Source organism: Actinoplanes sp. NPDC049118 (assembly GCF_040648555.1).
Lineage (GTDB): Bacteria > Actinomycetota > Actinomycetes > Mycobacteriales > Micromonosporaceae > Actinoplanes.
In genome coordinates this window covers 1-23655 of record NZ_JBEZDY010000031.1, presented here as the reverse complement: position 1 = coordinate 23655, position 23655 = coordinate 1, and the positions used below count along the sequence as shown (strand labels likewise).

Annotated in this window: 10 protein-coding genes; 4 read left to right on the top strand and 6 right to left on the bottom strand. The window is 74.3% G+C overall.

What is annotated here, in order from left to right:
• Window positions 1-16: 16 nt before the first annotated feature.
• Complete coding sequence (gene ccrA, locus AB0B58_RS35290; protein WP_360233090.1) at window positions 17-1261, bottom strand: crotonyl-CoA carboxylase/reductase; 1245 nt, start codon at window positions 1259-1261, stop codon at window positions 17-19.
• 177 nt (window positions 1262-1438) lie between these two features.
• Here ccrA and AB0B58_RS35285 point away from each other — a divergent pair, with 177 nt between their 5' ends.
• Entirely contained in the window at window positions 1439-1735 is a 297-nt protein-coding gene (locus AB0B58_RS35285; RefSeq protein ID WP_360233087.1) for a hypothetical protein, read from the top strand.
• A 74-nt stretch (window positions 1736-1809) separates the two neighbouring features.
• Here the strand turns inward: AB0B58_RS35285 and AB0B58_RS35280 are convergent, their stop codons facing one another.
• Both AB0B58_RS35280 and AB0B58_RS35275 read right to left on the bottom strand, forming a co-directional pair.
• Window positions 1810-2826, bottom strand: coding sequence for a hypothetical protein (locus tag AB0B58_RS35280; protein WP_360233084.1), 1017 nt, complete (start codon window positions 2824-2826; stop codon window positions 1810-1812).
• Window positions 2827-2849: 23 nt separating this feature from the next.
• On the bottom strand, window positions 2850-4556 hold the full coding sequence (locus AB0B58_RS35275) for an MDR family MFS transporter (RefSeq protein WP_360233081.1): 1707 nt from the start codon (window positions 4554-4556) through the stop codon (window positions 2850-2852).
• 201 nt (window positions 4557-4757) lie between these two features.
• Here AB0B58_RS35275 and AB0B58_RS35270 point away from each other — a divergent pair, with 201 nt between their 5' ends.
• The 3 genes from AB0B58_RS35270 to AB0B58_RS35260 all read left to right on the top strand — a co-directional run bounded on the left by AB0B58_RS35270 (window position 4758) and on the right by AB0B58_RS35260 (window position 9021).
• Window positions 4758-6404 carry an NAD(P)/FAD-dependent oxidoreductase gene (locus AB0B58_RS35270; protein WP_360233078.1) on the top strand — a complete coding sequence of 549 codons (1647 nt, stop codon included), beginning with the start codon at window positions 4758-4760 and terminating at the stop codon, window positions 6402-6404.
• Window positions 6405-6429: 25 nt separating this feature from the next.
• Complete coding sequence (locus AB0B58_RS35265; protein WP_360233075.1) at window positions 6430-8172, top strand: fatty acyl-AMP ligase; 1743 nt, start codon at window positions 6430-6432, stop codon at window positions 8170-8172.
• Window positions 8173-8313: 141 nt separating this feature from the next.
• Window positions 8314-9021 carry a response regulator transcription factor gene (locus AB0B58_RS35260; protein WP_360233072.1) on the top strand — a complete coding sequence of 236 codons (708 nt, stop codon included), beginning with the start codon at window positions 8314-8316 and terminating at the stop codon, window positions 9019-9021.
• A gap of 41 nt (window positions 9022-9062) precedes the next feature.
• On the opposite strand, the gene AB0B58_RS35255 is transcribed toward AB0B58_RS35260, so the two are convergent.
• From AB0B58_RS35255 to AB0B58_RS35245, 3 genes are all read right to left on the bottom strand, one after another.
• A complete protein-coding gene (locus AB0B58_RS35255) occupies window positions 9063-9623 on the bottom strand; it encodes a hypothetical protein (RefSeq protein WP_360233069.1) in 561 nt (186 codons plus the stop codon).
• Window positions 9624-9745: 122 nt separating this feature from the next.
• Window positions 9746-15733 (bottom strand): type I polyketide synthase, encoded by a 5988-nt coding sequence (locus AB0B58_RS35250; protein WP_360233066.1) that lies wholly within the window; start codon window positions 15731-15733, stop codon window positions 9746-9748.
• A gap of 17 nt (window positions 15734-15750) precedes the next feature.
• Complete coding sequence (locus AB0B58_RS35245; RefSeq protein WP_360233063.1) at window positions 15751-23595, bottom strand: type I polyketide synthase; 7845 nt, start codon at window positions 23593-23595, stop codon at window positions 15751-15753.
• Window positions 23596-23655 lie beyond the last annotated feature (60 nt).

Here is a 23655-nt window from a genome sequence, read left to right as displayed (position 1 = left end):
GGAAGGCCTTTCAGGCTCAGAGCGTGGTGAGACCGGGACTGACGGCGTTCACGAGGGCGGCCATGTTGCCCATCGGGTGCCGGTTCTCGTGGAGCATCTGGTGCGCCTCGCCGATCTGGTCGAAGGTGCCGCACCAGGTGACGCAGGAGCTCAGCCGGCCGTCGGCCATCAGCTGGATGACCTCGCGGTTCTCCCGGTCGTTGGAGCCGTGCGAGCCCTGCAGCCGCTTGCTGCGCATCCACAGGTACCGCAGGTCGATGTCGCCGTTGTAGCCGCTGGTGCCGCCGCAGATGACCACCATGCCGCCGGTGTCGCAGACCATCATCGAGGTGGGCAGGGTGTCCTCGCCGGGGTGCTCGAGCACGATCCGCGGGCTGCGGCGCTCGCCCAGGATCTCCCAGATCTTCTTGCCGAAGCGCCGGGCCTCGGCGTTCCACGCCTCGACGGCCGGGACGTCGTCGATGTCGGGCAGCCGGCCCCAGTGGTGGAACTCGTTGCGGTTGATGACGCCCTTCGCGCCGAGCTCGAGGCACCAGCGGCCGCGCTCCTCGCTGGAGACCACGGCGATCGGGATGCCGCCGCGGTTCTTCACGATCTGGATCGCGGCGGAGCCGAGCCCGCCCGAGCCGCCCCAGATCAGCACCACGTCGCCGGGCCGCACGTCGTGCGGCGCCCAGCTGGTCAGCTGCCGGTACGCGGTGGCACCGGTCACCAGCATGCTGCCGGCGTCCTCCCAGGACAGGTTGGCCGGCTTGGGGTGGCACTGGTGCTCCTGCACCAGCGCGTACTGGGCGAAGGAGCCGTAGTTGGACTCGTAGCCCCAGGCGGTCAGGGACTTGGCGAACATCGGGTCGACGCCCAGGCGCACGTCCGGCGCGGTCTCGTCCCACTGGCCGCCGGAGGTGATGACGTGGTCTCCGGGCTTGACGTCCCGCACGTCCGGGCCGACGGCCCAGACGACGCCGGCACCGTCGCTGCCGCCGATGTGGAAGGCCTCGGTGGCGCCCAGGGTCTTCTGCCGCATCGAGATCACGTCGAGCGGGGTGCCGAGGGACGCCCAGACGTTGTTGTAGTTGATACCCGCGGCCATCGTGTAGACGAGCACCTCGCCGCGGCCGGGGCGCGGGACGTCGACGACCTCGGTGAGCATCGCCTTGGCGGGCTCGCCGAAGCGCTCCCGCCGGATGACCGTCGCGTACATCTGTGCTGGGACCACACCGAGCGGCGGGGTCTCCCCTAGTTCGTACAGTGGCTTGGTCACGATCGCCCTCCTTCACGAAACGGCGTCGATTATTGGTATGAACGGAGTCGCTGAATTTCACCAAAATATCGACGGAGGGCGTTTCACAGATCCCCTAGCATCCCCTATCGAGGGCGCCGGCCCCTGTCTTGGACGAACGCGGTCGACCGTCGCCGGAAAAGGCGCGACCATCGGGCGATGAGTATCGACGGACAATGGCACATCGTCATCAGAAGCGCGCTGGGAAAGCAGGAGGCGACGGCGCAGTTCGAGAGCGACGGCAGCCGGCTGGTCGGCAAGGTCGACGCCGGCGGCGGACGGATCAACGACATCGAGGACGGCGCGATCGACGGCGACCTGCTCCGGTTCAAGGTTCCCATGTCGACCATGCCGATCACCCTGTCGTTCGAGGTGACCCGGGACGGCGACACGCTGGCCGGGCACGCCAAGGCGGGCGCCTTCGGCAAGGTCAAGGTGGCGGGCACGCGCGTGTGAGGCGCGGGTTCGACCACACCGGGCGCCCGGAGCCTGCTCCGGGCGCCCTTCGCCGTCCCGCGCGGGCCGCGCGGCTAATCCGCGGCGATCAGGCCGCAGGCCGCGACCAGGGCCTCCTGCGCGGCGACCGAGTGCACCGCCCGGGCGTCCACCGGCGATCCGGGGAACATCCGGCCCACCGCCAGGGCGCGGAACACCTGGCCGACCGGGCCGACCCGGCACGCCAGCCCGGCCAGCCGGTCCAGGTCGGCGCGGCTGTGCCCGTCCGCGGTCCACGGCTCCAGGTAGGCGTCCCGCAGCCGCCGCAGCACGGCCGGGCCGTCGGCGCCGAACCGTTGCCGGATCACCCGGGCGACCACCAGCAGGCTGGTGAAGGGGAACGCGACGGACGCGGCGTCCCAGTCGTGGAAGCGGTGGCGACCGTCCGGGCCGAGGAACACCTGGCCGTCCTGCAGATCGCCGTGGTCCAGCGTGATCGGGATGCCCGAGCCGTCGAGCTCGGCGCACCAGCCGGCGAAGCGGGCGCGGAGCCCGCCCAGCGCGTCGTGCACCGCGTCGTCCACCGCGGTGGCGCGCGCGGTCAGCAGCGCCATGCCGCCCGCCAGCATCGCCGGGCGGCGGTCGGGCAGGCCGAGCCCGATCAGCTCCTCGGCGCGCGGTGCGAGCGTGCGCTGCAGTTCCGCGTACTGCTGGAGCGGCGCCACCCAGGCTCCCGCGTCCTGCGGCCCGTCGGCGAGCGACCGCCCGCCGTCGCCGAACAGCGTCCAGCCGCGTCCGGGCTCCACCGCGAGCGGGGTCAGCACGTGGCCGGGCGCCCAGCCGGGCAGCGCGGCCGCCAGCTCGGGCTCGAACGCGGACGCCGGCGGGTTGGCCTTGAACCAGGCGGTCTCCCCGTCTGTCGGCACCCGGACCACCACCGACCAGGGGCGCAGGCGCACCCCGAAGCCGGCGCGGTCCACGGGCTCGCGGCCCGCGGCGCGCAGCGCGTCCTCCACCCAGGACAGCGCCTCGTCGCGCCACCCGGCTTCCTGCCAGGGGGTGAGCGCGTCGAAGCCGCCGGTCTCCGCGGTCGGCTCGTCCACGATCGTCATCACGTACCTCTTCTCGCTGGGATTCAGGTCGTCCCGGCCGGTACCGGCGCGCGATGCCGGCCGAAGTACTCGGTCACGGGTTCGGGGTCGGGGTCGGGCTCCCGCAGCTGCGGCGGCCGCATGCAGAGCGCCAGCACGGCGGCGAGGCACATCAGCCCGGCGCCGACGGCGAAGACCCGGCCGACCGCGTCGTCGAAGCCGATCTGGAAGGCCCGGGCCAGCCGCTCGTCCATCAGCGGCAGGAACGACGAGTCGGCGAGCGCCTCCCGGCCGCCGCGCAGCACCGTGAGGAACGGGGCGTTGTGCGGATCGTCGCGCACCGCCGGGTCGGCGAGCGCGGACGCCACGTCGGGCCGGGCGGCCGCCCTGGCCACCGAGGCGGACAGCGCGCCGGGCAGCGCGGCGAACAGCACCGACAGGTACGCCGCCACGCCGACGGCGCCGGCCGTCTCGCGGAAGAACATCACCGAGGACGTGGCCACCCCGAGGTCCCACTTCGGCACCGCGTTCTGGGCCGTCACGTTGAGGGACCGCGACGTGCCGATGCCGAACCCGAAGGCGATCATGATCACGACGAGCACCCAGACCGGCGTGTCGACGGTGAGCCGGTAGCAGGCGAGCAGCGCCAGCGCGGTGACCGCCGCGCCGCCGGCCGGCAGGGCCCGCAGCGCGCCGCCGCGCTTCACCACCTTGCCGGAGAAGATCATCGTGATCAGCGTGCCGCCCATCATCGGCAGCAGCATCAGCCCGGCCCGGGTCGGCGAGAAGCCCTGCACCACCTGGAGGTACAGCGGCACGGTGGAGATCACGCCGAACATGCCGGCGCCGACCAGCGCGGAGATGAGCACCGCCAGGCTGAACGTCGGCGAGCCGAACAGCCGGAGCGGGATCAGCGCGTCGTCGCCCATCCGCCGCTCGAACCAGAGGAACGCCACGATGCCCAGGCCACCGACGGCGTAACAGAGCAGGGCCGCCGGCGACGTCCAGCCCCGCTCGTGGCCCTGCTCGGCGACGAGCAGCAGCGGTACGGCGGCAGCCGTGATCATCGTCGCGCCCCAGTAGTCCACCCGGTGCGCCCGGCGTACGGCGTCGGTGCGCAGCACCCGCAGCACGATGACCATCGCGAGGGCGCCGACCGGCACGTTGACCAGGAAGATCCAGCGCCACCCGGCCATGCCGAGGATGGCGTCGTTGGCGGCGAACAGCCCACCGGCCAGCGGGCCGACCAGGCTGGCCGCCAGCCACGCGGTCATCGTGTAGCCCTGGAAGCGGGAGCGTTGCAGCGGCGGCACCAGATCCGCGGTGATCGCGCTGGACACCGCGAGCAGGCCGCCCGCGCCGAGGCCCTGCAGGCCCCGGAAGGCGGCCAGCTGGTACATGGTCTGCGCGAACGTGCAGGCCAGCGACCCGGCCACGAAGATCGAGATGGCCACCGCGAACATCGGGCGGCGGCCGTACACATCGGAGAGCTTGCCGTAGAGCGGCGTGGTCACCGTCGAGGTGATCAGGAACGCGGTGGTGACCCAGGCCTGCAGGCTCAGCCCGCCGAGGTCGTCCGCGATCGTCTTGATCGAGGCGCTCATCACCGTCTGGTCCAGCGCCGCCAGGAAGATCGCCGCGAGCAGCCCGGGCAGCACCGCCATGACGGCGCGGTGCCAGTCCTCGCGGCCGCCGGCGTCCTGGCCCGGCGCCGAAACCGCCGGTAACCGGGCGGTGGTGGCCGTGGCCATGTGCGGCACTCCTCACCGTCGATGGGATCCAAAGCCTCATCGAGAATGGCCGGGCCGGACACCCCAGGTAACCCCTAACTTGCCTGGCGAGGAATTGCGTTTCCATTCACGGCTGGGGCGGATAGGGGTTTCCGTCGCCACCGGCACGTCAATACGGTGGCCGGCAACGTGCGAATTGCCGCGCCATCGAGGGGAATTCCCATGACGTCTGCAAAACCGGCGCCGATCACCATGCTCGTACCCGATTTCCCATTCTCGTACGACGAATGGCTGAGTCATCCGGCCGGTCTGGGCACCGTTCCCACCGAGCGCCTCGGCACCCGCGTCGCGGTGATCGGCGGCGGCATGGCCGGCATGACCGCGGCGTACGAGCTGATGCGCCTCGGACTGCGGCCGATCGTGTACGAGGCCGGGCAGCTCGGCGGCCGGATGCGCTCGGTGCCGTTCCCCGGCGCGCCGGGCGTGGTCGCCGAGATGGGCGCCATGCGCTTCCCCGTCTCGGCCCGCTCGCTGTTCCACTACGTCGACCTCCTCGGGCTGCCGACCCGCCCGTTCCCCAACCCGCTCGCCCCGGGAACCCCCGCGACCGTCATCCACCTGGGCGGCGAACGGCACCACGCCCGGACCGCCGACGACCTGCCGGCCGCGTACCAGCAGGTGGCGGACGCCTGGGAGAAGGTGCTGACCGAGCACGCCGAGCTGTTCACGGTGAGCACCGCGATCCGCGACCGCGACGTGGCGACCCTGAAGTCGGTGTGGAACCGGCTGGTCACCGAGCTCGACGACACGTCCTTCTGGGGCTTCCTCTCGGCCAGCCCGGCGTTCCGGTCCTTCCGGCAACGGGAGATCTTCGGCCAGGTCGGCTTCGGCAGCGGCGGGTGGGACACCGACTTCCCCAACTCGGTGCTGGAGATCCTGCGGGTCGTGTACACCGGGGCCGACGTCGACCACGTGCTCATCCCGGGCGGCTGCCAGCAGCTGCCCCGCGGCCTCTGGCGGCACCGGCCCCGCGGCCTCGCGCACTGGCCGCACGGCACCTCGCTGGCGCTGCTGCACGGCGAGGCCGGGCCGCGCCCGGCGGTCGCCTCGATGCGGCGCAGCGAGGGCGGCATCGAGGTGCGCGACGTCACCGGCCAGGGCGAGGTCTTCCAGGCAGTGGTCTGCACCCCGCACGTGTGGACCCTGCTGAACCGGATCCGGACCGACCCGGCGCTACTGACACCGGCACAGTGGACGGCCGTCGAGCGGACCCACTACATGGGTTCCTCGAAGCTGTTCGTGCTCACCGACCGGCCGTTCTGGCGCGACGTCGACCCGGCGACCGGTCACGAGACGATGGGCATGACCCTCACCGACCGGCTGGCCCGCGGCGTGTACCTGTTCGACGACGGCCCGGACGAGCCCGGCGTGATGTGCCTGTCCTACACCTGGAACGACGACTCGCTGAAGGTGGCGACCCTGTCGGCCACCGAACGGCTCGAGGTGCTGCTCGCCCGGCTGGCCGACATCTACCCCGGCGTGGACATCCGCTCGCACATCGTCGGTGACCCGGTCGCGGTGACCTGGGAGACCGAGCCGGCGTTCATGGGCGCGTTCCGGGCGAACCTGCCCGGCCAGTACCGCTACCAGCGGCGGCTGTTCACCCAGTTCATGCAGGATCCCGGCGGCTTCTACCTGTGCGGTGACGACGTGTCGTGGACCGCCGGCTTCGCCGAGGGCGCGGTCACCACCGCGCTCAACGCCGTGTGGGGCGTGATGCACCAGCTCGGCGGCGCCTCCCCCGACGACAACCCCGGCCCGGGCGATGCGTTCCACCGGCTCGCGCCCGTCGATCTGCCCTATTCCTGAGCCGTTCCCCAGAGAGGCCATCGAGATGACCGTGACCGCACCGGACGTGCTCGCGCCGGCGACCCGGACGCTGATCGGGCAGCTGCGCCTGCGCGCCAAGAAACATCCCGACCAGCTCGCGTACGGCTTCCTGCGCGACGGCGAGGAGCTGACCGACTCCATGACCTTCCAGCAGGTGGAGGACGAGGGCCGCGCGGTCGGCGTTGCGCTCGCGGCCCGCGGCCTGAGCGGCGGCGCCGCCGTGCTGCTCTACCCGACCGGGCTGGACTTCGTGCGTGCCCTGGTCGGCTGCATGTTCGCCCGGATCGCCGGCGCGCCCGCGCAGGTGCCGACCCGCCGGCGCAGCCTCGAGCGGGTACGCCGGATCGCCGACGACGCCGGCACCACCGTCGTGCTCACCACCGGCGAGGTGAAGCGCCGCCTCGAGGAGCAGTTCGGCGGCACCCCGGAGCTGGCCGGGCTGACCCTCGTCGACACCGGCGCGCTGGGCGCGACCGCGTACATCGAGCTCGAGGAGCCGGGGCCGCAGGACCTCGCGCTGCTGCAGTACACCTCCGGCTCGACCGGCGACCCGAAGGGCGTCATGGTCAGCCACGCCAACTTCCTGGCCAACGTGGCGGAGACCGACGAGCTGTACCCCTGCGACCCCGACGGGGTGGTGGTCTCCTGGCTGCCGCTCTTCCACGACATGGGGCTGCTGCTCGGTGCGGTGCTGCCGCTGTGCACCGGGGTGCCGGCGTACCTGATGCCGCCGGAGGCGTTCATCCGCCGGCCGGCGCGCTGGCTGGAGGCGATGTCGCGCTACCGGGGCACGCACTCGGCGGCGCCGAGCTTCGCGTACGAGCTGTGCGTGCAGGCCACGGCCGCCGGGACGGTCGCACCCGGCATCGACCTGTCGGCGTGGCGGTTCGCCGGCAACGGGGCCGAGCCCGTGCGCTGGCGTACCGTGCGGGCGTTCACCGAGGCGATGACGCCGTACGGCTTCCCCGCGATCGCGATGAGCCCCGCGTACGGGCTCGCCGAGAACACCCTCAAGGCCACCGGCACGCCGTCCGACGAGGCGCCCCGGGTGCTCTGGGTCGACCCGGACGCGCTGCGCCGCGACGAGGTGCGCCCGGGCGGCGAGGCATCCGGCCAGCCGCTGGTCAGCTCGGGCGTGCCGGTCGGCCGGAGCCGGATCGACATCGTCGACCCCGCCACCGGCCGGCGGCTGCCGGACGGGCGGATCGGGGAGATCTGGGTGCAGGGCCCGTGCGTGGCGCGCGGCTACTTCAACCGGCCGGCGGAGAGCGCGGCCACCTTCGCCGCCCGGGTCGCCGACGCCGCGGACCCGGCGCCCAGCCTGCGCACCGGCGACCTGGGCTTCCGGCACGAGGGCCGGCTGTACGTCACCGGCCGGCTCAAGGACGTGATCATCCGCAACGGCCGCAACTACTACCCGCAGGACCTGGAGCTCTCCGCCGAGTCCTCGGTGCCGGGCCTGCGCCCGAACTGCGCCGCCGCATTCTCCGTCGACGACGGCGAGCGCGAGCGGCTGGTGGTGGTCGTCGAGGCGGACGGCCGGACGCTGCGGGACACCCCGCCCGCGGAGCTGTCCCGCCGGGTCCGGGACGCGATTCACGACGGCCAGCGGCTGCACGCCGACGAGGTCGTGCTCATCCGGCGCGGTGTGCTGCCGCGTACCACCAGCGGGAAGGTGCAGCGGCGCGAGTCGCGCGAGCGGTACCTCAGCGGCGAGTTCACGGCCGCCGCGCCCTCCCGCGCCTGATCCACGCCGCCCCGGCGGCCATCATCCGTAGGCCCCAGCCGTTGTCGCCCGGCTGGGGCCTACGGGCGTCCGGACGAGCCGGGCCGGCGCCGAAACGGCGGAAGATAGGGTGTCCGGAGGGCGACGACGGAGGTGTACAGCGTGGAGCGATCCGGATCGGAGCCGATCCGCGTGCTGGTCGTGGACGACCAGCAGATCGTCCGGGAGGGCCTGGTCGCGCTGGTCGGTCTCATCGACGGGGTCCAGGTCGTGGGCCAGGCCGGCGACGGCGCCGAGGCGGTACGCCTGGCCCGGGAGACCGGCCCGCATGTCGTGCTGATGGACCTGCGCATGCCCGTGATGGACGGGGCGGAGGCTGCCCGGCAGATCATCGCCGCGGAGCCGGGCGCGAACGTGGTGGTGCTCTCCACCTACGCCGACAACGAGTCGATCGCGGCGGCGCTACGCGCCGGCGCCCGCGGATACCTCACCAAGGACGCGAACCGCGCGCAGATCGCCACCGCGATCCGGTCCGCCGCCGACGGCCAGTCCACCTTCGACGCGACCGTCTCCAGCCGGCTGGTGGCCGCGCTCAGCGAGCCGGCCCCGGCGGCGGACCCGGTCGACGGCCGGGCCGGTGCCGCGCAGCCACCGCGCCGGCGGCACCTGCCGGACGGCCTGACCGGCCGGGAGGTGGAGGTGCTGGAGCTGGTCGCGCAGGGCCTGACCAACGCGGAGATCGCCGGCCGGCTCTTCATCGGCGAGACGACCGTCAAGACGCACATCAACAACGCGTTCGTGAAGATCGGGGCGAAGAACCGGGTGGACGCCGTCCGGTACGCCTACCGGCACGGACTGGACCGGCCCTGACCGCGGGGGACGGTCAGGGCCGGTCACGGAGGGGGTAAAGCTCAGCCGACCGGTGCCGGTGCGCGCTCCGGCGCACCGGGGGCGGGTGCCGCGGCCGGCGCCAACCGCCGCCAGCGCAGCAGGCACGCCATCGTGCGGTAGCCGACCATCGTCATCGCCATCAGCACGAAGAAGGCGGCGATGCCGTCCGAGTCGAGCCGCTGCTCGATCATCCACCGGCCGAATTTCTCGCCGAACGCGTCCCAGTTCTCCAGTGCGAACAGGAATGCGGTCCGGGCGAGCAGGACCGCGAGCCAGATGAACAGGTACGTCCAGCCGGCCCGGGTGTAGACCTTCTGATTGCTCTCCTGCCGGTACACCCGCATCGACCGCATCAGCAGAATGCCGATTACGGTTCCGATTCCGACGCCGAGAACGGCGGCGGTGACATTCGGCGTGGTCAGTGCGGTCCGGTGATAGGTGTCCCAGTACAGATATCCCACGAACGCCATGGAGATACCCCACTTGATCCAGCCGAAGCGGTGCTTGCCGACCTGCGTGAGCAGGACGATCGCCAACAGAGCGCCGCTGATCAGCAGCGCCTCCCGCATGGCGTCACTCATGGTTTCCTCCCGTGTCGAATACACGTCCCGGTACTGATGGAAAACCTATGGCAGCGGCGGGGCAGACACCTGGGCCCACGGGTGGAGAAGCGCGATGAGAACTTCTCCACCCGGTGGACGGTCTATTCGTCCACCACGGACGCGAGCCATTGCTCGACGACGGCGGCGGTGCTTTCCGCGTGCTGCTCCATCATCGAGAAATGGTCGCCTGGGGTGTCGCGGACCTCGTCGGCGTCCGGCCATTTCGAGCGCCAGTCCGCGTCCGGACTCCACCCCTCGAGCGGGTCCGTCGCCCGGATCAGCAGCGTCGGCGCGGCCAGCGGGGCGGCGGCGCGGTCGGCGAGGAGACGGAAGTAGCCGCCCATCGCGGTCAGGCGGGCGTCGTCGGCGGGCAGCAGGCCCTCCACGGCGCCGGTCATGCTGCCGGCCAGGCGTGACTCGATGCCGGCGAACGCCGTCCGGCTCGGGCCGTACACGTCGATCAGGACCAGGGCGGACGGGCGCACGCCGCGGCGCTCCAGCTCCTCGGCCAGGGCGTGCGCGAGCAGGCCGCCGGACGAGTGTGCGGCGACCGCGAACGGCCGGCCGTCCACGTGGGCCAGCAGGGCGTCCGCGTGTGCCCGGGCGAGAGCGGCCACGCTCGCCGGGAACAGCTCACCGGCGCGGAAGCCGGGGGCCGGCAGCACGGCCACGTCCCGCAGCTCGCGGAAGGCCGCGGCGAACCGGGCGTACTCGTGCGGGCCGGACATCGCCAGCACCGACGGGATGCACACCATCGTGGTCGGCGCCGGCCCCTTGGCCAGCCGGACGACGGCCAGTTCGTCGCCGAGCTCGCCCGGGTGCTCGAAGGTGGGCCGGAACTCGGAGGCGGCCTGCAGCAGGCCGACGAACTCGGTCAGCCGGTCCTGTTCGACGGCCCGGCGGGCCATCGGGGCGAACACGCTCGCGGGCGCCGGCGGATCCGCCGCCGGGCCGCCGGACCGCTCGCCGTAGGCGGCGGCCACGTGGTCGGCCAGCGCCTTCGGGTTCGGGTTCTCGAACGCCACGGTCGGCGCCAGCCGGAAGCCGACCGCGGCGCCGAGCCGGTTGCGCAGCTCCACCGCGGTGAGCGAGTCGAAGCCCAGCTCGAGGAAGGGCCGGTTCGGTGCCACCTCCTCCGGCCCGGGCAGCCCCAGCACCGCCGCCACCTGGTCGCGCAGGAACTCCAGCACGACGGCGGGCCGCTGCTGTTCGCCCGCGGCGGCCAGCGCGCGCCGGAACGCGTCGGTGGCCCCGGTGGCGGCCGGCTCGGCGCGCCGGGCGGAGGGCCTGATGAGCCCGCGCAGCAGCGGCGGCACCGCGTCCAGGGTGCGGCGCAGCCCCGCGAGGTCCAGCCGCATCGGCACCAGCACGGCGCGGTCGTCCGCGACGCCGGCGTCGAAGAGCGCGAGGCCCTCGTCGTTGTCCAGCCCGGCCATGCCCGGCCGGAGCTTGGCGGCCAGCTCGGCATCGGTGCGCTCGCCCGCCATCCCGCTGCGCTCGTTCCACAGCCCCCACGCCAGGGACGTGGCGGGCAGCCCGTTCGCCCGGCGGTGTTCGGCGAGCGCGTCCAGGAACGCGTTGGCGGCGGCGTATCCGCCCTGGCCCGGGTTGCCCGCGACCCCGGCCGCCGAGGAGTACAGGACGAACGCGGCGAGCGGCCGGTCGCGGGTCAGCTCGTGCAGGTTCCAGGCGGCGTCCACCTTGGGCCGCAGCACCCCGGAAAGCCGTTGCGGTGTCAGCGATTCGAGGATGCCGTCGTCGAGGACGCCCGCGCAGTGCACGACGGCGGTCAGCGGGTGCGCGGCCGGGATCCCGGCGAGCAGGCCGGCGACCGCGGACCGGTCGGCGGTGTCGCAGGCCGCGAACGTCACCGTCGCGTCCAGGGTCGCCAGCTCGGCCGCGCCGGGCGCGCCGGCGCCGCGCCGGCTGGCGAGCAGCAGGTGGCGCACCCCGTACGTGTCGACCAGGTGCCGGGCGGTCAGGGCGCCGAGCGTGCCGCCGGCGCCGGTGATCAGGACGGTGCCGTCCGGGTCGAGGGCGGGCCGGGCCGCGTCGTCGGCGCGGGCCACCCGGGACAGCCGGGGTGCGTGCACGACGCCGCCGCGGACCGCGAGCTGGGTCTCCCCCGCCGCCAGCGCGGCGAGGGCGGCCGGTGGCACCGTGGCGTCCGGCTCGAGATCGACCAGGGCGAACCGGCCGGGGTGTTCCGACTGTGCGGACCGCAGCAGTCCCATGGCGGCGGCCTGGGCCAGATCGGTGACGTCGCCGCCGATCGCGACCGCGCCCCGGGTCACGATGACCAGCGGCGGGCCGTCGGCCGCGTCGTCGGCGACCCGGTCCTGCACGAGCCGCAGCGCGTGCGCGGTGAGGGAGTGCACCGCCGCCGGCCCGGCGCCGCCGGCCGGCAGCTCCGCGATGGCCACCTCGGCCGCGGGGGCGCCGGGCGCGACGGAGACCCGGTCCCACGCCACGGCGAACAGCGCGTCGTGGTGCCCGGCGGCGGCCGCGCTGAGCTGCTCCGGCGACACCTCCCGGACCAGCAGCGACCCGGCCGAGAAGACCGGCCGTCCGGTCTCGTCGGCGGTCTCCAGGCGGACCCCGTCGCCGTCGGGCAGCAGCCGCACCCGCAGCCGGGCGGCGCCCGCGCCTGTGCGGGACAGCCCCGTCCAGGCGAACGGCAGGCGCAGCGGCACGTCCTCGGAGACGTCCGCGCCGACCATTGCGGCGTGCAGGGCGGCGTCGAGCAGGGCCGGGTGTACGCCGAAGCCGTCGACGGCGACCTGCGCCGCCACCTCGCCGAAGGTCTCGGCGCCGCGCCGCCAGGCGGCCCGCAGGCCCTGGAACGCGGGACCGTAGCCGACGCCGGCCGCATTCAGCCGGTCGTAGAAGCCGTCGAGGTCGAGCGGCTGCGCACCGGGCGGCGGCCAGCTGGTGAAGTCGTACGGGTCCCCGCCGTCCGGCGCCGCCGCCGCGAGCACGCCGGTCGCGTGCGGGGTCCACCCGTCGTCGTCCGCGTCGTCGGCACGCCCGAAGATTCCGATCGTGCGTCGGCCGGTGGCGTCGGCCCGGTCGACGACCACCTGGACGCTCACCCCGCCCCGCTCGGCGAGCACCAGCGGCGCGGCCAGCGTGAGCTCTTCCACCCCGGCGCAGCCGGTCTCCTCGGCGGCGCGCAGCGCCAGCTCGACGAACGCGGTGCCGGGCAGCAGCACGGTGTCGACGACGGCGTGGTCGGCCAGCCACGGTGCGGCCGCGAGCGACAGGCGCCCGGTGAGCACCACCGTGTCGGTGCCGGCCGGGCGGACCAGGGCCGCCAGCAGCGGGTGTCCGGTCGGCTCGAGCCCGGCGGCGCCGACGTCGCCGGGGTTCGCCGCGGTGTCGAGCCAGTAGCGGCGGCGCTGGAAGGCGTACGTCGGCAGCGCGACGCCCCGGCCGGGCAGCAGCGCCGCCCAGTCGACCTCGGCGCCGTGGCAGCCGGCCTGCGCCAGCGCGCCGAGCAGCCGCCGCGCTCCGCCGTCGTCCCGGATCAGGGTGGATACCACCGCGACCTCGGCGTCGGTGTGCGCGTCGATGATGCCCTGCAGCGGCACGGTCAGCACCGGATGCGGGCTCACCTCGATCAGCAGCTGGTGGCCGTCGGCGAGCAGCGCGGTGGCGGCGTCGTGCAGCTGCACGGTCTGCCGCGCGTTGCGGTACCAGTACTCCGCGCCCAGCTCGGCGGTGTCCAGCCGGGCGCCGGCCACGGTGGAGTAGAACGCGATGTTCGAGGTGACCGGCGAGACCTCGGCGAACTCGGCGAGCAGGCCGTCGCGCAGCGCCTCGACCTGTGCGGAGTGCCCGGCCGCGCGGGCGCCGCGGATCGGGCGGGCGCGCAGCTGGTCGGCGGTGCACTCGGCGACGAACTCGTCGACCGCGTCCGGGTCGCCGGAGACCACGCAGGCGGTGGGACCGTTCTGGGCGGCGATCGAGAGCCGGTCGCCGTAGCGGGCCAGCCGGCGTGTCACCTCGTCGCGGCCGGCCAGCACGGAGGCCATCGCGCCGCGGCCGATCAGCGAGCAGAGCGCGACGTTGCGCCGGGCGGTGATCCGGGCCGCCTCGCGCAGCGTGATGGCGCCGGCCACGTAGGCGGCCGACACCTCGCCCTGCGAGTGCCCGATCACGGCGGCCGGCTCCACGCCGTGCGAGCGCCACACCGCGGCGAGCGAGACCATCATGGTGAACAGGGTGGGTTGCACGACGTCCACCCGGTCCCAGGCCGGTGCGTCCGGGTCGCCGCGCAGCACGGCGGCCACCGACCAGTCCTGGAACTCGGCGAACGCGGCGTCGCACTCGGCGACGGCCGCGGCGAAGACGGGCTCGGTGGCGAGCAGCCCGGCCGCCATCCCGGCCCACTGCGAGCCGTGCCCGGGGAAGACGAAGGCGATCGTGGGGTGTTGCCGCGCGACGCCGCGCAGGACGCTCACCCCGTCGGGTTCGTCGCGGGCCAGCGCGGACAGCCCGGCCAGGGCGGCGTCGCGGTCGGCGGCGATCACGGCGCCCCGGTGGTCGCGCGCGCCGCGCCCGGTGGCGAGTTCGCAGGCGGCGGCGGCCAGCGGCAGGCCGGGACGGTCCAGCAGGTACGCGTGCAGCCGGTCGGCCTGCGCCCGCAGCGCGGCGCCGGTGTCGCCCGACACCAGCAGCGGCACCGGCGTGCCGGCCGGCGGCTCGAAGGTGTCCTCCTCCTCGGGCGCCTGTTCGAGGATGGCGTGTGCGTTGGTGCCGCTGAGGCCGAAGGACGACACGGCGGCGCGGCGCGGCCGGTCGGTCGCGGGCCACCGCCGGGCCTCGGTGAGCAGCGCGACCGTGCCCGCGGACCAGTCGACGGCGGTCGTGGGCTCGTCCACGTGCAGCGTGCGCGGGAGTTCCCGGTGGCGCAGCGCCTGCACCATCTTGATCACGGCGGCCACGCCGGCGGCGGCCTGGGTGTGCCCGATGTTGGACTTGAGCGAGCCGAGCCAGAGCGGGCGCCCGGAGGGCCGGTCCCTGCCGTACGTGTCGATGAGCGCCCGCGCCTCGATCGGGTCGCCCAGTGTGGTGCCGGTGCCGTGCGCGTCGACGGCGTCGATCTCGCCGGCGGTCAGCCCCGCGTTGGCCAGCGCCGCCTGGATGACCTCGCGCTGCGCCGACCCGCTCGGCGCGGTGAGCCCGTTGGAGGCACCGTCCTGGTTGATCGCGCTGCCGCGGATCACGGCCAGCACCCGGTGCCCGTTGCGGCGGGCGTCGGAGAGCCGTTCGAGCACGAGCATGCCCGCGCCCTCGGCGAATCCGGTGCCGTCGGCGGCGGCGGCGAAGGACTTGCACCGCCCGTCGCGCGCCAGGCCCTGCAGCAGTTCCAGCTCGAAGAAGGTGGTCGGCGTGCACATGACGGTGACGCCTCCGGCCAGGGCCAGCGAGCAGTCGCCCTGTCGCAGCGCGACGCTCGCCAGGTGCAGCGTGACCAGCGACGACGAGCAGGCGGTGTCGACGGTGACCGCGGGACCCTCGAGCCCCATGGTGTACGCCACCCGTCCGGAGACGATGCTGCCGGTGCTGCCGGTGCCGAGGAACGGCTCCACGCCCTCCGGAACGCCGGTCAGCGGCGACACGTAGTCGGAGTTGTTCATCAGCCCGGCGAACACGCCGGTGCGGCTGCCGCGCAGCGTCGCCGGGTCGATGCCGGCGTTCTCGATCGCCTCCCACGCCACCTCGAGGGTCAGCCGCTGCTGGGGATCCATGGCGAGCGCCTCGCGCGGCGAGATGCCGAAGAACGCCGGGTCGAAGTCCGCGACGTCGTCCAGGAATCCGCCGCTGCGGCACCGCAGCGCGCGCCCGTCGGCGTCGATGTCCCAGCCCCGGTCGGCCGGGAAGCCGCCGATGCCGTCGCGGCCCTCGGCGACCAGGTTCCACAGGCCGTCCGGGTCGGCGACGCCGCCGGGCAGCCGGCAGGCCATGCCGACGATGGCGATCGGTTCGGTGGCGCGGCTCTCCTGGTCGGCCAGCCGCTGCCGGGTCTGGTGCAGGTCGGTGGTGACCTGCTTGAGAAAGTGCCGGAGCTTGTCCTCGTTGCTCATGAAACGTCTCCCGCAGGTCAGGAAAGACCGAATTCTCGGCCGATGAACTCGAACATCTCGTCGTCGCTTGCCGCCTCGATCGCGTCCGCGACCCCCTCGGTCCCGCCGTCCGCCGCGTCGCCGCTCCAGCCGGCCAGCAGCGAACGCAGCCGCGCGGTGATGCGGGCGCGCTGGGCCTCGTCGGGCCGGGTGCCGGCCAGCACGGCCGCGAGCTGGTCCAGCCCGGCGAAGACCGGCAGTTCGACCGCCTCCCCGGCGAGCTCCCGGTCCAGGTGTGCGGCCAGCTCGCCCGGCGTCGGGTGGTCGAAGACCAGCGTCGCGGGCAGTTGCAGGCCGGTCAGCGCGCCGAGCTGGTTGCGCAGTTCGACCGCGGTGAGCGAGTCGAAGCCCAGGTCGCGGAACGGCCGGGTGTCCTGGATCTCGCCGGGATCGGTGATGCCGAGCGCAACGGCGATCTCGGCGTGCACCAGGTCGCGCAGGACCTTTGCGCGTTCGGCGCCCGGCAGCGCGGCCAGCTGCTGCCGGCGTCCGGCGCCCGCCGCGGCGGCGGTGGCCGTGCGGCGTGCCCGGCGCCGGACCAGCGCGCCGAACAGCGCGGGCAGGTCGGTGCGGGTCCGCAGCGTGGCCAGGTCGAGCCGGATCGGGGCCAGCAGCGCCCGGTCGGCGGCGACGCCGGCGTCGAACAGCGCCAGGCCCTCCTCGGTGGACAGCGCCCCGACGCCGGCCCGGCTCATCCGGGCGGCCTCGCCGCCGATCCCGGCGGCCATGCCGCCGCCGTCCTCCCACAGGCCCCAGGCCAGTGCGGTGCCGGGCAGCCCGGCGGCCCGCCGGTGCTCGGCCAGCGCGTCCAGGAACGCGTTCGCCGCGGCGTAGTTGGCCTGCCCCGGGTTGCCGAGCAGACCGGCGGCCGAGGAGTAGAGCACGAAGGCGGTCAGCGGCAGGTCGCGGGTCAGCTCGTGCAGGTGCCAGGCGGCGTCCACCTTGGGCCGCAGCACCTCCACCAGCCGGTCCGGGGTGAGCGCGTCGAGCATCCCGTCGTCCAGCAGGCCGGCCGTGTGCACGACCGCGGTGACGGGGTGCGCGGCGAGCAACGCGGCCACGCTGTCCCGGTCGGCGGCGTCGCAGGCCGCGACGGTCACCTCGGCGCCCAGCCGGCGCAGCTCGGCGCCGATCGCGTCGGCACCGGGTGCGCCGGGCCCGCGGCGGCTGGTGAGCACGAGGCGGCGCACGCCATGCGCCGCCACCAGGTGCCGGGCCAGCGCGGCACCCAGCGCGCCGGTGCCGCCGGTGATCAGCACCGTCGACTCCGCGTCGAACGGCGTCGCCGTCCCGGATGCGGACGCCCGGACCAGGCGGGGCGCCAGCAGTTCGGCGCCGCGGATCGCCACCTGTGGTTCACCGGTGCCGACCGCCTCGGGCAGCCGGGCCGCGGAGTCGGCGTCGGCGTCGATGAGCTGGAACCGGTCCGGATGCTCGGACTGCGCCGACCGGATCAGGCCCCAGAGCGCGGCGTGGCCGGGGTCGGCTACCGGATCGCCGGGCCGGGCCGCCACCGCGCCGCAGGTCACGAACACCAGCCGCGAGGAGGCGAGCCGCTCGTCCGCGAGCCAGTCCTGGATCAGCCGCAGGGCGCGGGTGGTGGCGGTGTGCGCGTCGACGGCGGCGGACGCCGTGCCGCGCCGGCCGACCAGCACCACGTCCGGTACCGCCGCGGCCTCGGCGAGCAGCTCCGGCAGGCCCGCCGGTTCGGCCGGGTCGATGCCGGCCTGCTTGAGCGCCGAGCGCAGCTCCAGCACGTCCGGGCCGAGGATCGCCCACGATCCCGGTGCGCCGTTCGCCCCGGGCAGCCGGGCCCAGTCGAGCCCGAACATCAGCCCGTCGTCGGTGGCGGCGGCCAGTTGTCCGGGGTCGACGGCGCGCAGGCCGAGTGAGGCGATCGTGGCCACCGGGGCGCCGTCGCCGTCGGACACGTGCAGGGCGACGGACTCGCCGCCGGCGGGTGCGATCCGGACCCGCAGCGTGGTGGCGCCGGTGGCGTGCAGGGTGACGCCGGTCCAGGCGAACGGCAGCCGGGCCCGGCCGTCGTCGGGCAGCAGGTCGCCGAGCCCGATGGCGTGCAGGGCGGCGTCGAGCAGGGCGGGGTGCAGCCCGTACCCGTCGGTCCTGACGTCCTCGGGCAGCGACACCTCGGCGAGGACCTCGCCGCCGGAACGCCAGGCCGCGCGGAGCCCCTGGAATGCGGGCCCGTACCGCAGTCCGGCCTCGGCCAGGCCCGGATAGACGTCGGCGAGGTCGACGGGTTCGGCGCCGGCGGGTGGCCAGGCGTCCTCGGCCGGCGGGGCTGTGGGCGCCTCGTCGCTGAGGATGCCGGTGGCGTGGCAGGTCCAGGAGTCGCCGGTCTGCGAGTGCACGCCGACCGTACGGCGGCCGGCGTCCTCGGCGCCGACCAGGACCCGCACCGCGACGGGTTCGCCGAGGACGAGCGGTGCCTGGAGGGTGAGTTCCTCGAGGTGTCCGCAGCCGACCTCGTCGCCGGCCCGGATCGCCAGGTCGACCAGGCCGGTGCCGGGGAACAGCACGGTGTCGAGCACCCGGTGGTCGGCGAGCCAGGGCAGCGCCGCGGCGGAGATCCGGCCGGTGAGCACGACGCCGTCGGAGTCGGGAAGGAAGACCGCGGCGGTGAGCAGCGGATGCCCGGTGGCGTCGAGGCCGGCCGAGGCGACGTCGCCCGCGGTGGCGTTGCCCCGCAGCCAGTAGTGCTCGTGCTGGAAGGCGTAGGTGGGCAGGTCGACGAGCGCGGCGCCGGGGCGGCCGAGGACCGCGGACCAGTCGACGTCTACGCCGTGGGTCCAGGTCCGTCCGACCGCGGCGACCAGGGTCGCGGGCTCGGGCCGGTCCTTGCGCAGCGCCGGCACGAACAGTCCGTCGACGCACTGCTGCCCCATGCCGGACAGCACCCCATCCGGGCCCAGTTCGAGGAAGGTGGTCACCCCTGCGTCGGCCAGGAACGTCACGGAGTCGGCGAACCGCACCGCCTCCCGCACATGCCGCACCCAGTAGTCGGCGTCCTGCACCTCGGCGAGGACACCGGTCAGGTTCGACACCACCGCAATCGTGGCCGGCCGATACGTCAACGTCTGCGCCACCGCCCGGAACTCGGCCAGCATCGGCTCCATCAGCACCGAATGAAACGCATGACTGACCGTCAACCGACGCGCCCTCCTGCCCTCGGCCTTCCACCGGTCGACCAGCTCATCCACCAGCCCGACGGCACCCGACACGACCACCGACGTCGGGCCATTGATCGCCGCCACCGACACCGACTCACCGACCAGATCGGCCTCGGTCGCCTCCAACGCAGCCATCGCACCACCAGCCGGCAACGCCTGCATCAACCGACCCCGCGCCGCGACCAACCTCGCCGCATCCTCCAGCGACAACACCCCCGCGACATGCGCCGCGACGATCTCCCCGATCGAATGCCCCGCCACAAAATCCGGGCGGACACCCCACGACTCCACCAGCCGGAACAGCGCCGTCTCCAACGCGAACAAACCCGCCTGGGTATACACCGTCTGATCAATCAAATCCCCGCCGCCGAACACAACCTCGCGGATGTCACCACCCAACGCCTCACACGCGGCGTCGAACGCCTCCGCGAACACCGGGAACGCGGCATACAGCTCCCGACCCATACCCGGACGCTGAGCACCCTGACCGGTGAACAGAAACGCCGTCTTACCGCCTTCAGCAACACCGGTGGGTCCGGTGCCCTCGGCAACCGCGGTCAGACCGCGCAGCAGCTCGTCACGGTCGCCCGCCACCAGCACCGCGCGGTGCCGCAGCCGGGCGCGGCCGAGAGCGGCGGAGCGGGCGATGTCGGCGAGGGCGGGATCCGGGTGGGCGGCGAGATGGCCGGCGAGCCGCGCGGCCTGGTCGCGCAGGGCCCGCGGCGTGCGGCCGGAGAGCAGCACCGGAGCGACGGCCGGCTCGGGTCCGGGCTCCGCCGGCTCTGCACCGCCCGGCGCCTGTTCGAGGATGACGTGCCCGTTGGTGCCGCTGATGCCGAAGGACGACACACCCGCCCGGCGCGGGCGACCCGTCTCCGGCCACGGCCGGGCCTCGGTCAGCAGCTCGACGGCGCCGGACTCCCAGTCCACCTCAGGCGTGGGCTCGTCCACGTGCAACGTCTGCGGCAACACACCGTGCCGCATCGCCATCACCATCTTGATCACACCACCGACACCCGCCGCCGCCTGAGTGTGACCCAGATTCGACTTCAGCGAACCCAGCCACAACGGCTCACCACCGTCACGACCCTGCCCGTACGTCGCCAGCAACGCCTGCGCCTCGATCGGATCGCCCAGCGTCGTGCCCGTGCCGTGTGCCTCCACCGCGTCCACGTCCGACGTGGACAGACCCGCGCTCTCCAGCGCTGCGCGGATCACCCTCGCCTGCGACGGACCGTTCGGCGCCGTCAGGCCGTTGGAGGCGCCGTCCTGGTTGATGGCGCTGCCCCGGACGATCGCGTGGACGTGGTGCCCGTTCGCGCGGGCCTCCGAGAGCCGCTCCAGCAGCAGCACGCCGACGCCCTCCCCCCAGCCGGTGCCATCGGCGGCGGCGGCGAACGACTTGCACCGGCCGTCGGCGGCCAGCCCCCGCTGGCGGGAGAAGTTCACGAACGTGTCCGGCGTCGGCATCACCGTCACGCCCCCGGCCAGCGCGAGTCCGCACTCGCCGCGCCGCAGGGCCTGCGCCGCCAGGTGCATCGCGACAAGCGACGAAGAGCAGGCCGTGTCCACGGTGACAGCGGGCCCTTCGAGGCCGAACACGTACGACACCCGGCCGGACAGGACGCTGGACGATGCGCCGGTGCCGAGGAAGCCCTCGAACTCCTCGGGGATCTCGGCCAGCCACGAGCCGTAGTTGTGGTACATCGAACCGGCGAAGACGCCGGTCCGCGAGCCGCGCACGGACGCCGGGTCGATGCCGGCGCGCTCGAAGGCCTCCCAGGAGGCCTCCAGCAGCAGCCGCTGCTGCGGATCCATCGCCACGGCCTCACGCGGGCTGATCCCGAAGAACGCCGGATCGAACAACGCCGCATCCGCCAGGAACCCGCCCTCGCGCACATACGACGTGCCCGCCTGCGACGGATCATCGCTGAACAGCGACGACAGCTCCCAGCCACGATCCGTCGGAAAGTCCGAGATACCGTCCCCGCCTGAGACCAGCAGATCCCAGAGCTGCTCCGGCGACGACACGCCACCCGGATACCGGCACGACATGCCCACGATCGCGATCGGCTCGTCCGACTCCACCGGATGCTCCCGCACCTCCGCGGACGCCGCGGCACCGCCGAGCTCGGCCAGCAGGAAACCGGCCAGCGCGCCCGGCGAGGGATAGTCGAACACCAGCGTCGCCGGCAACCGCAGACCCGAGACCGCCACCAGACGGTTCCGCAACTCCACCGCCGTCAACGAGTCGAAACCCAGATCCGAGAACGCCGCCGCCACGTCCACCTGCGCCGCCGAACCGAAACCCAGCACCCGCGCGACCTCGGTACGCACCACGTCGAGCAGCGCGTCGAGGCGGGCCGGCAGGGCGGCGGGAGCCGCGGCGCTCGCGGTCCGTCGCTGCGCCCGGGCCAGGCCGCGCAGCACCGGCGGCAGGTCCGCGCCGGTCAGCCGGGCGGTGTCTATCCGGATCGGCACCAGGCCGGGCAGGTCGCTGCGCAGCGCGGCGTCGAACAGGGCCAGGCCCTCGTCGGCGGAGAGCGCGCCGATCCCGGTCCGGTCGAGCCGGGCGGCGTCGCCGGCGGCGAGCGTGCCCGCCATGCCGTCAGTGTCGGCCCAGGGTCCCCAGGCCAGCGAGAGGCCCGGCAGCCGGGCGTCGTTGCGGCGGCGGGCCAGCTCATCCAGGTAGGCGTTCGCGGCGGCGTAGCTCGCCTGGCCCGGCGAGCCCAGGACGCCGGCGGCCGACGAGAAGAGCACGAACGCGGTCAGCGGCAGCGCCCGGGTCAGCTCGTCCAGGTGGGCGGCCGCGTCGACCTTGGGCCGCAGCACGGCCGCCAGCCGCTCCGGGCTCAGCCCGGTGAGCACCCCGTCGTCCAGCACACCGGCGGTGTGCACCACGGCCGTCACCGGATGCGCCGCGAGCAGCGCCGCCACACCGTCGCGGTCGGCCACGTCGCACGCCACGACGTGTACCTCCGCGCCCCCGGCCGAGAGCTCGGCCTGAAGGTCGGCCGCGCCCGGCGCGCCGGGGCCGCGGCGGCTGGTCAGCACCAGCCGGCGTACGCCGTGCCGGGCGACCAGATGCCGGGCGACCAGCGCACCCAGCGCCCCGGTGCCGCCGGTGACCAGGACGGTCGAGTCGGCGGTGATCGAGGCGTCGGCGGGCTCGGCGCGGCGCGCCCGGGCCAGCCGGGGTACGCGGAGCTCGCCGTCGCGCAGGGCCAGTTCCTCCTCGGCGCCGGACGCGGCGACGGCCAGCTGGGCGGCGGTGACCGCGCCCGGCTCGGCGTTCAGCAGCACGAACCGGCCGGGCGATTCGGACTGCGCCGAGCGGATCAGCCCCTGCGCGGTGGGTGCGGTCGTCACGATCACGAGGCGGGAGGCGGCGAACCGGTCGTCGCCGACCCAGCGCTGTGCGGCGGACAGTGCGTCGCGGGCGGCGGCGTGCGCGGCCGGCGCCGTGCCGCCGTCGTCGTCGATCGGCATGAGAACCACGTCGGGTGCGGGGTCCGGCAGGTCGTCGAGGCTCGCGTACCGGTTCAGGCCGGCCAGGTCCCGGCCGACGGCGGCCCAGCTCGCGGGTTCCTCCGCCGCGGCCTTCGGGGGCGTCCAGTCCAGGACGAAGAGCGCCTCCGGTACGCCGGAAGTGCGCAGCTGTTCGGCCTCGACCGGGCGCAGCGCGAGCGAGTCCACCGTGATGACCGGGGCGCCGCCGCCGTCGTAGGCGTGCACGGCCACGGCGTCCGTGCCGGCGGGCGACAGCCGCACCCGCAGCGTGGTGGCGCCGGTGGCGTGCAGGGTGACGCCGGTCCAGGCGAACGGCAGCCGGGCCCGGCCGTCGTCGGGCAGCAGGTCGCCGAGCCCGATGGCGTGCAGGGCGGCGTCGAGCAGGGCGGGGTGCAGCCCGTACCCGTCGGTCCTGACGTCCTCGGGCAGGGTGATCTCGGCGTACACGTCGGATCCGGCCCGCCAGGCGGCCCGCAGGCCCCGGAAGGCCGGGCCGTAGGCGAGGCCGGCCGCGGCCAGGTCGTCGTGCAGGGTGTCCGCGGCGACCGGCTCCGCGCCGGCGGGCGGCCAGGCGGCGTCCAGGGGCGCGCCCACTGCCGTCTCCGAGGTCAGGAGTCCGGCGGCGTGGCAGATCCAGGAGTCCTGGTGCTGCGAGTGGATGTCGACGGTCCGGCGGCCGGCGTCCTCGGGGCCGACCACCACGCGCAGCACGACGGGTTCGTCCAGCGCGAGCGGTGCCTGGAGGGTGAGCTCCTCGAGGTGTCCGCAGCCGACCTCGTCGCCGGCGCGGACGGCGAGTTCGACGAAGCCGGTGCCGGGGAACAGCACGGTGTCGAGCACCTCGTGGTCGGCCAGCCACGGCAGCGCCGACGGGGAGATGCGCCCGGTCAGCGCGAGGCCGCCGGCGGGCAGCGCCAGGGCGGCGCCGAGCAGCGGGTGCCGGGTCGGCAGCTGGCCGAGAGCGGTGGCGTCGCCGCCGAAGCCGGTGCCGGTGAGCCAGTAGTGCTCGCGCTGGAACGGGTACGTGGGCAGGTCCACCACCTGCGCGCCGCGACCGGCGAAGAAGGACTCCCAGTCCAGCTCAACGCCACCGCTGTGAGACGCCGCCAGTGCTGACAACAACGCCGGCACCTCGGGCCGATCCTTGCGCAGCGCCGGCACGAACAGGCCGTCCGCGCACTG

What these genes read in the sequence shown, in the direction of transcription:
- AB0B58_RS35280 (WP_360233084.1), bottom strand. Translation starts at nt 2,826, where the DNA reads ATGACGATCGTGGACGAGCCGACCGCGGAGACCGGCGGCTTCGACGCG.
- AB0B58_RS35250 (WP_360233066.1), bottom strand. Translation starts at nt 15,733, where the DNA reads ATGAGCAACGAGGACAAGCTCCGGCACTTTCTCAAGCAGGTCACCACC.
- AB0B58_RS35270 (WP_360233078.1), top strand. Translation starts at nt 4,758, where the DNA reads ATGACGTCTGCAAAACCGGCGCCGATCACCATGCTCGTACCCGATTTC.
- AB0B58_RS35275 (WP_360233081.1), bottom strand. Translation starts at nt 4,556, where the DNA reads ATGGCCACGGCCACCACCGCCCGGTTACCGGCGGTTTCGGCGCCGGGC.
- AB0B58_RS35285 (WP_360233087.1), top strand. Translation starts at nt 1,439, where the DNA reads ATGAGTATCGACGGACAATGGCACATCGTCATCAGAAGCGCGCTGGGA.
- AB0B58_RS35255 (WP_360233069.1), bottom strand. Translation starts at nt 9,623, where the DNA reads ATGAGTGACGCCATGCGGGAGGCGCTGCTGATCAGCGGCGCTCTGTTG.
- AB0B58_RS35265 (WP_360233075.1), top strand. Translation starts at nt 6,430, where the DNA reads ATGACCGTGACCGCACCGGACGTGCTCGCGCCGGCGACCCGGACGCTG.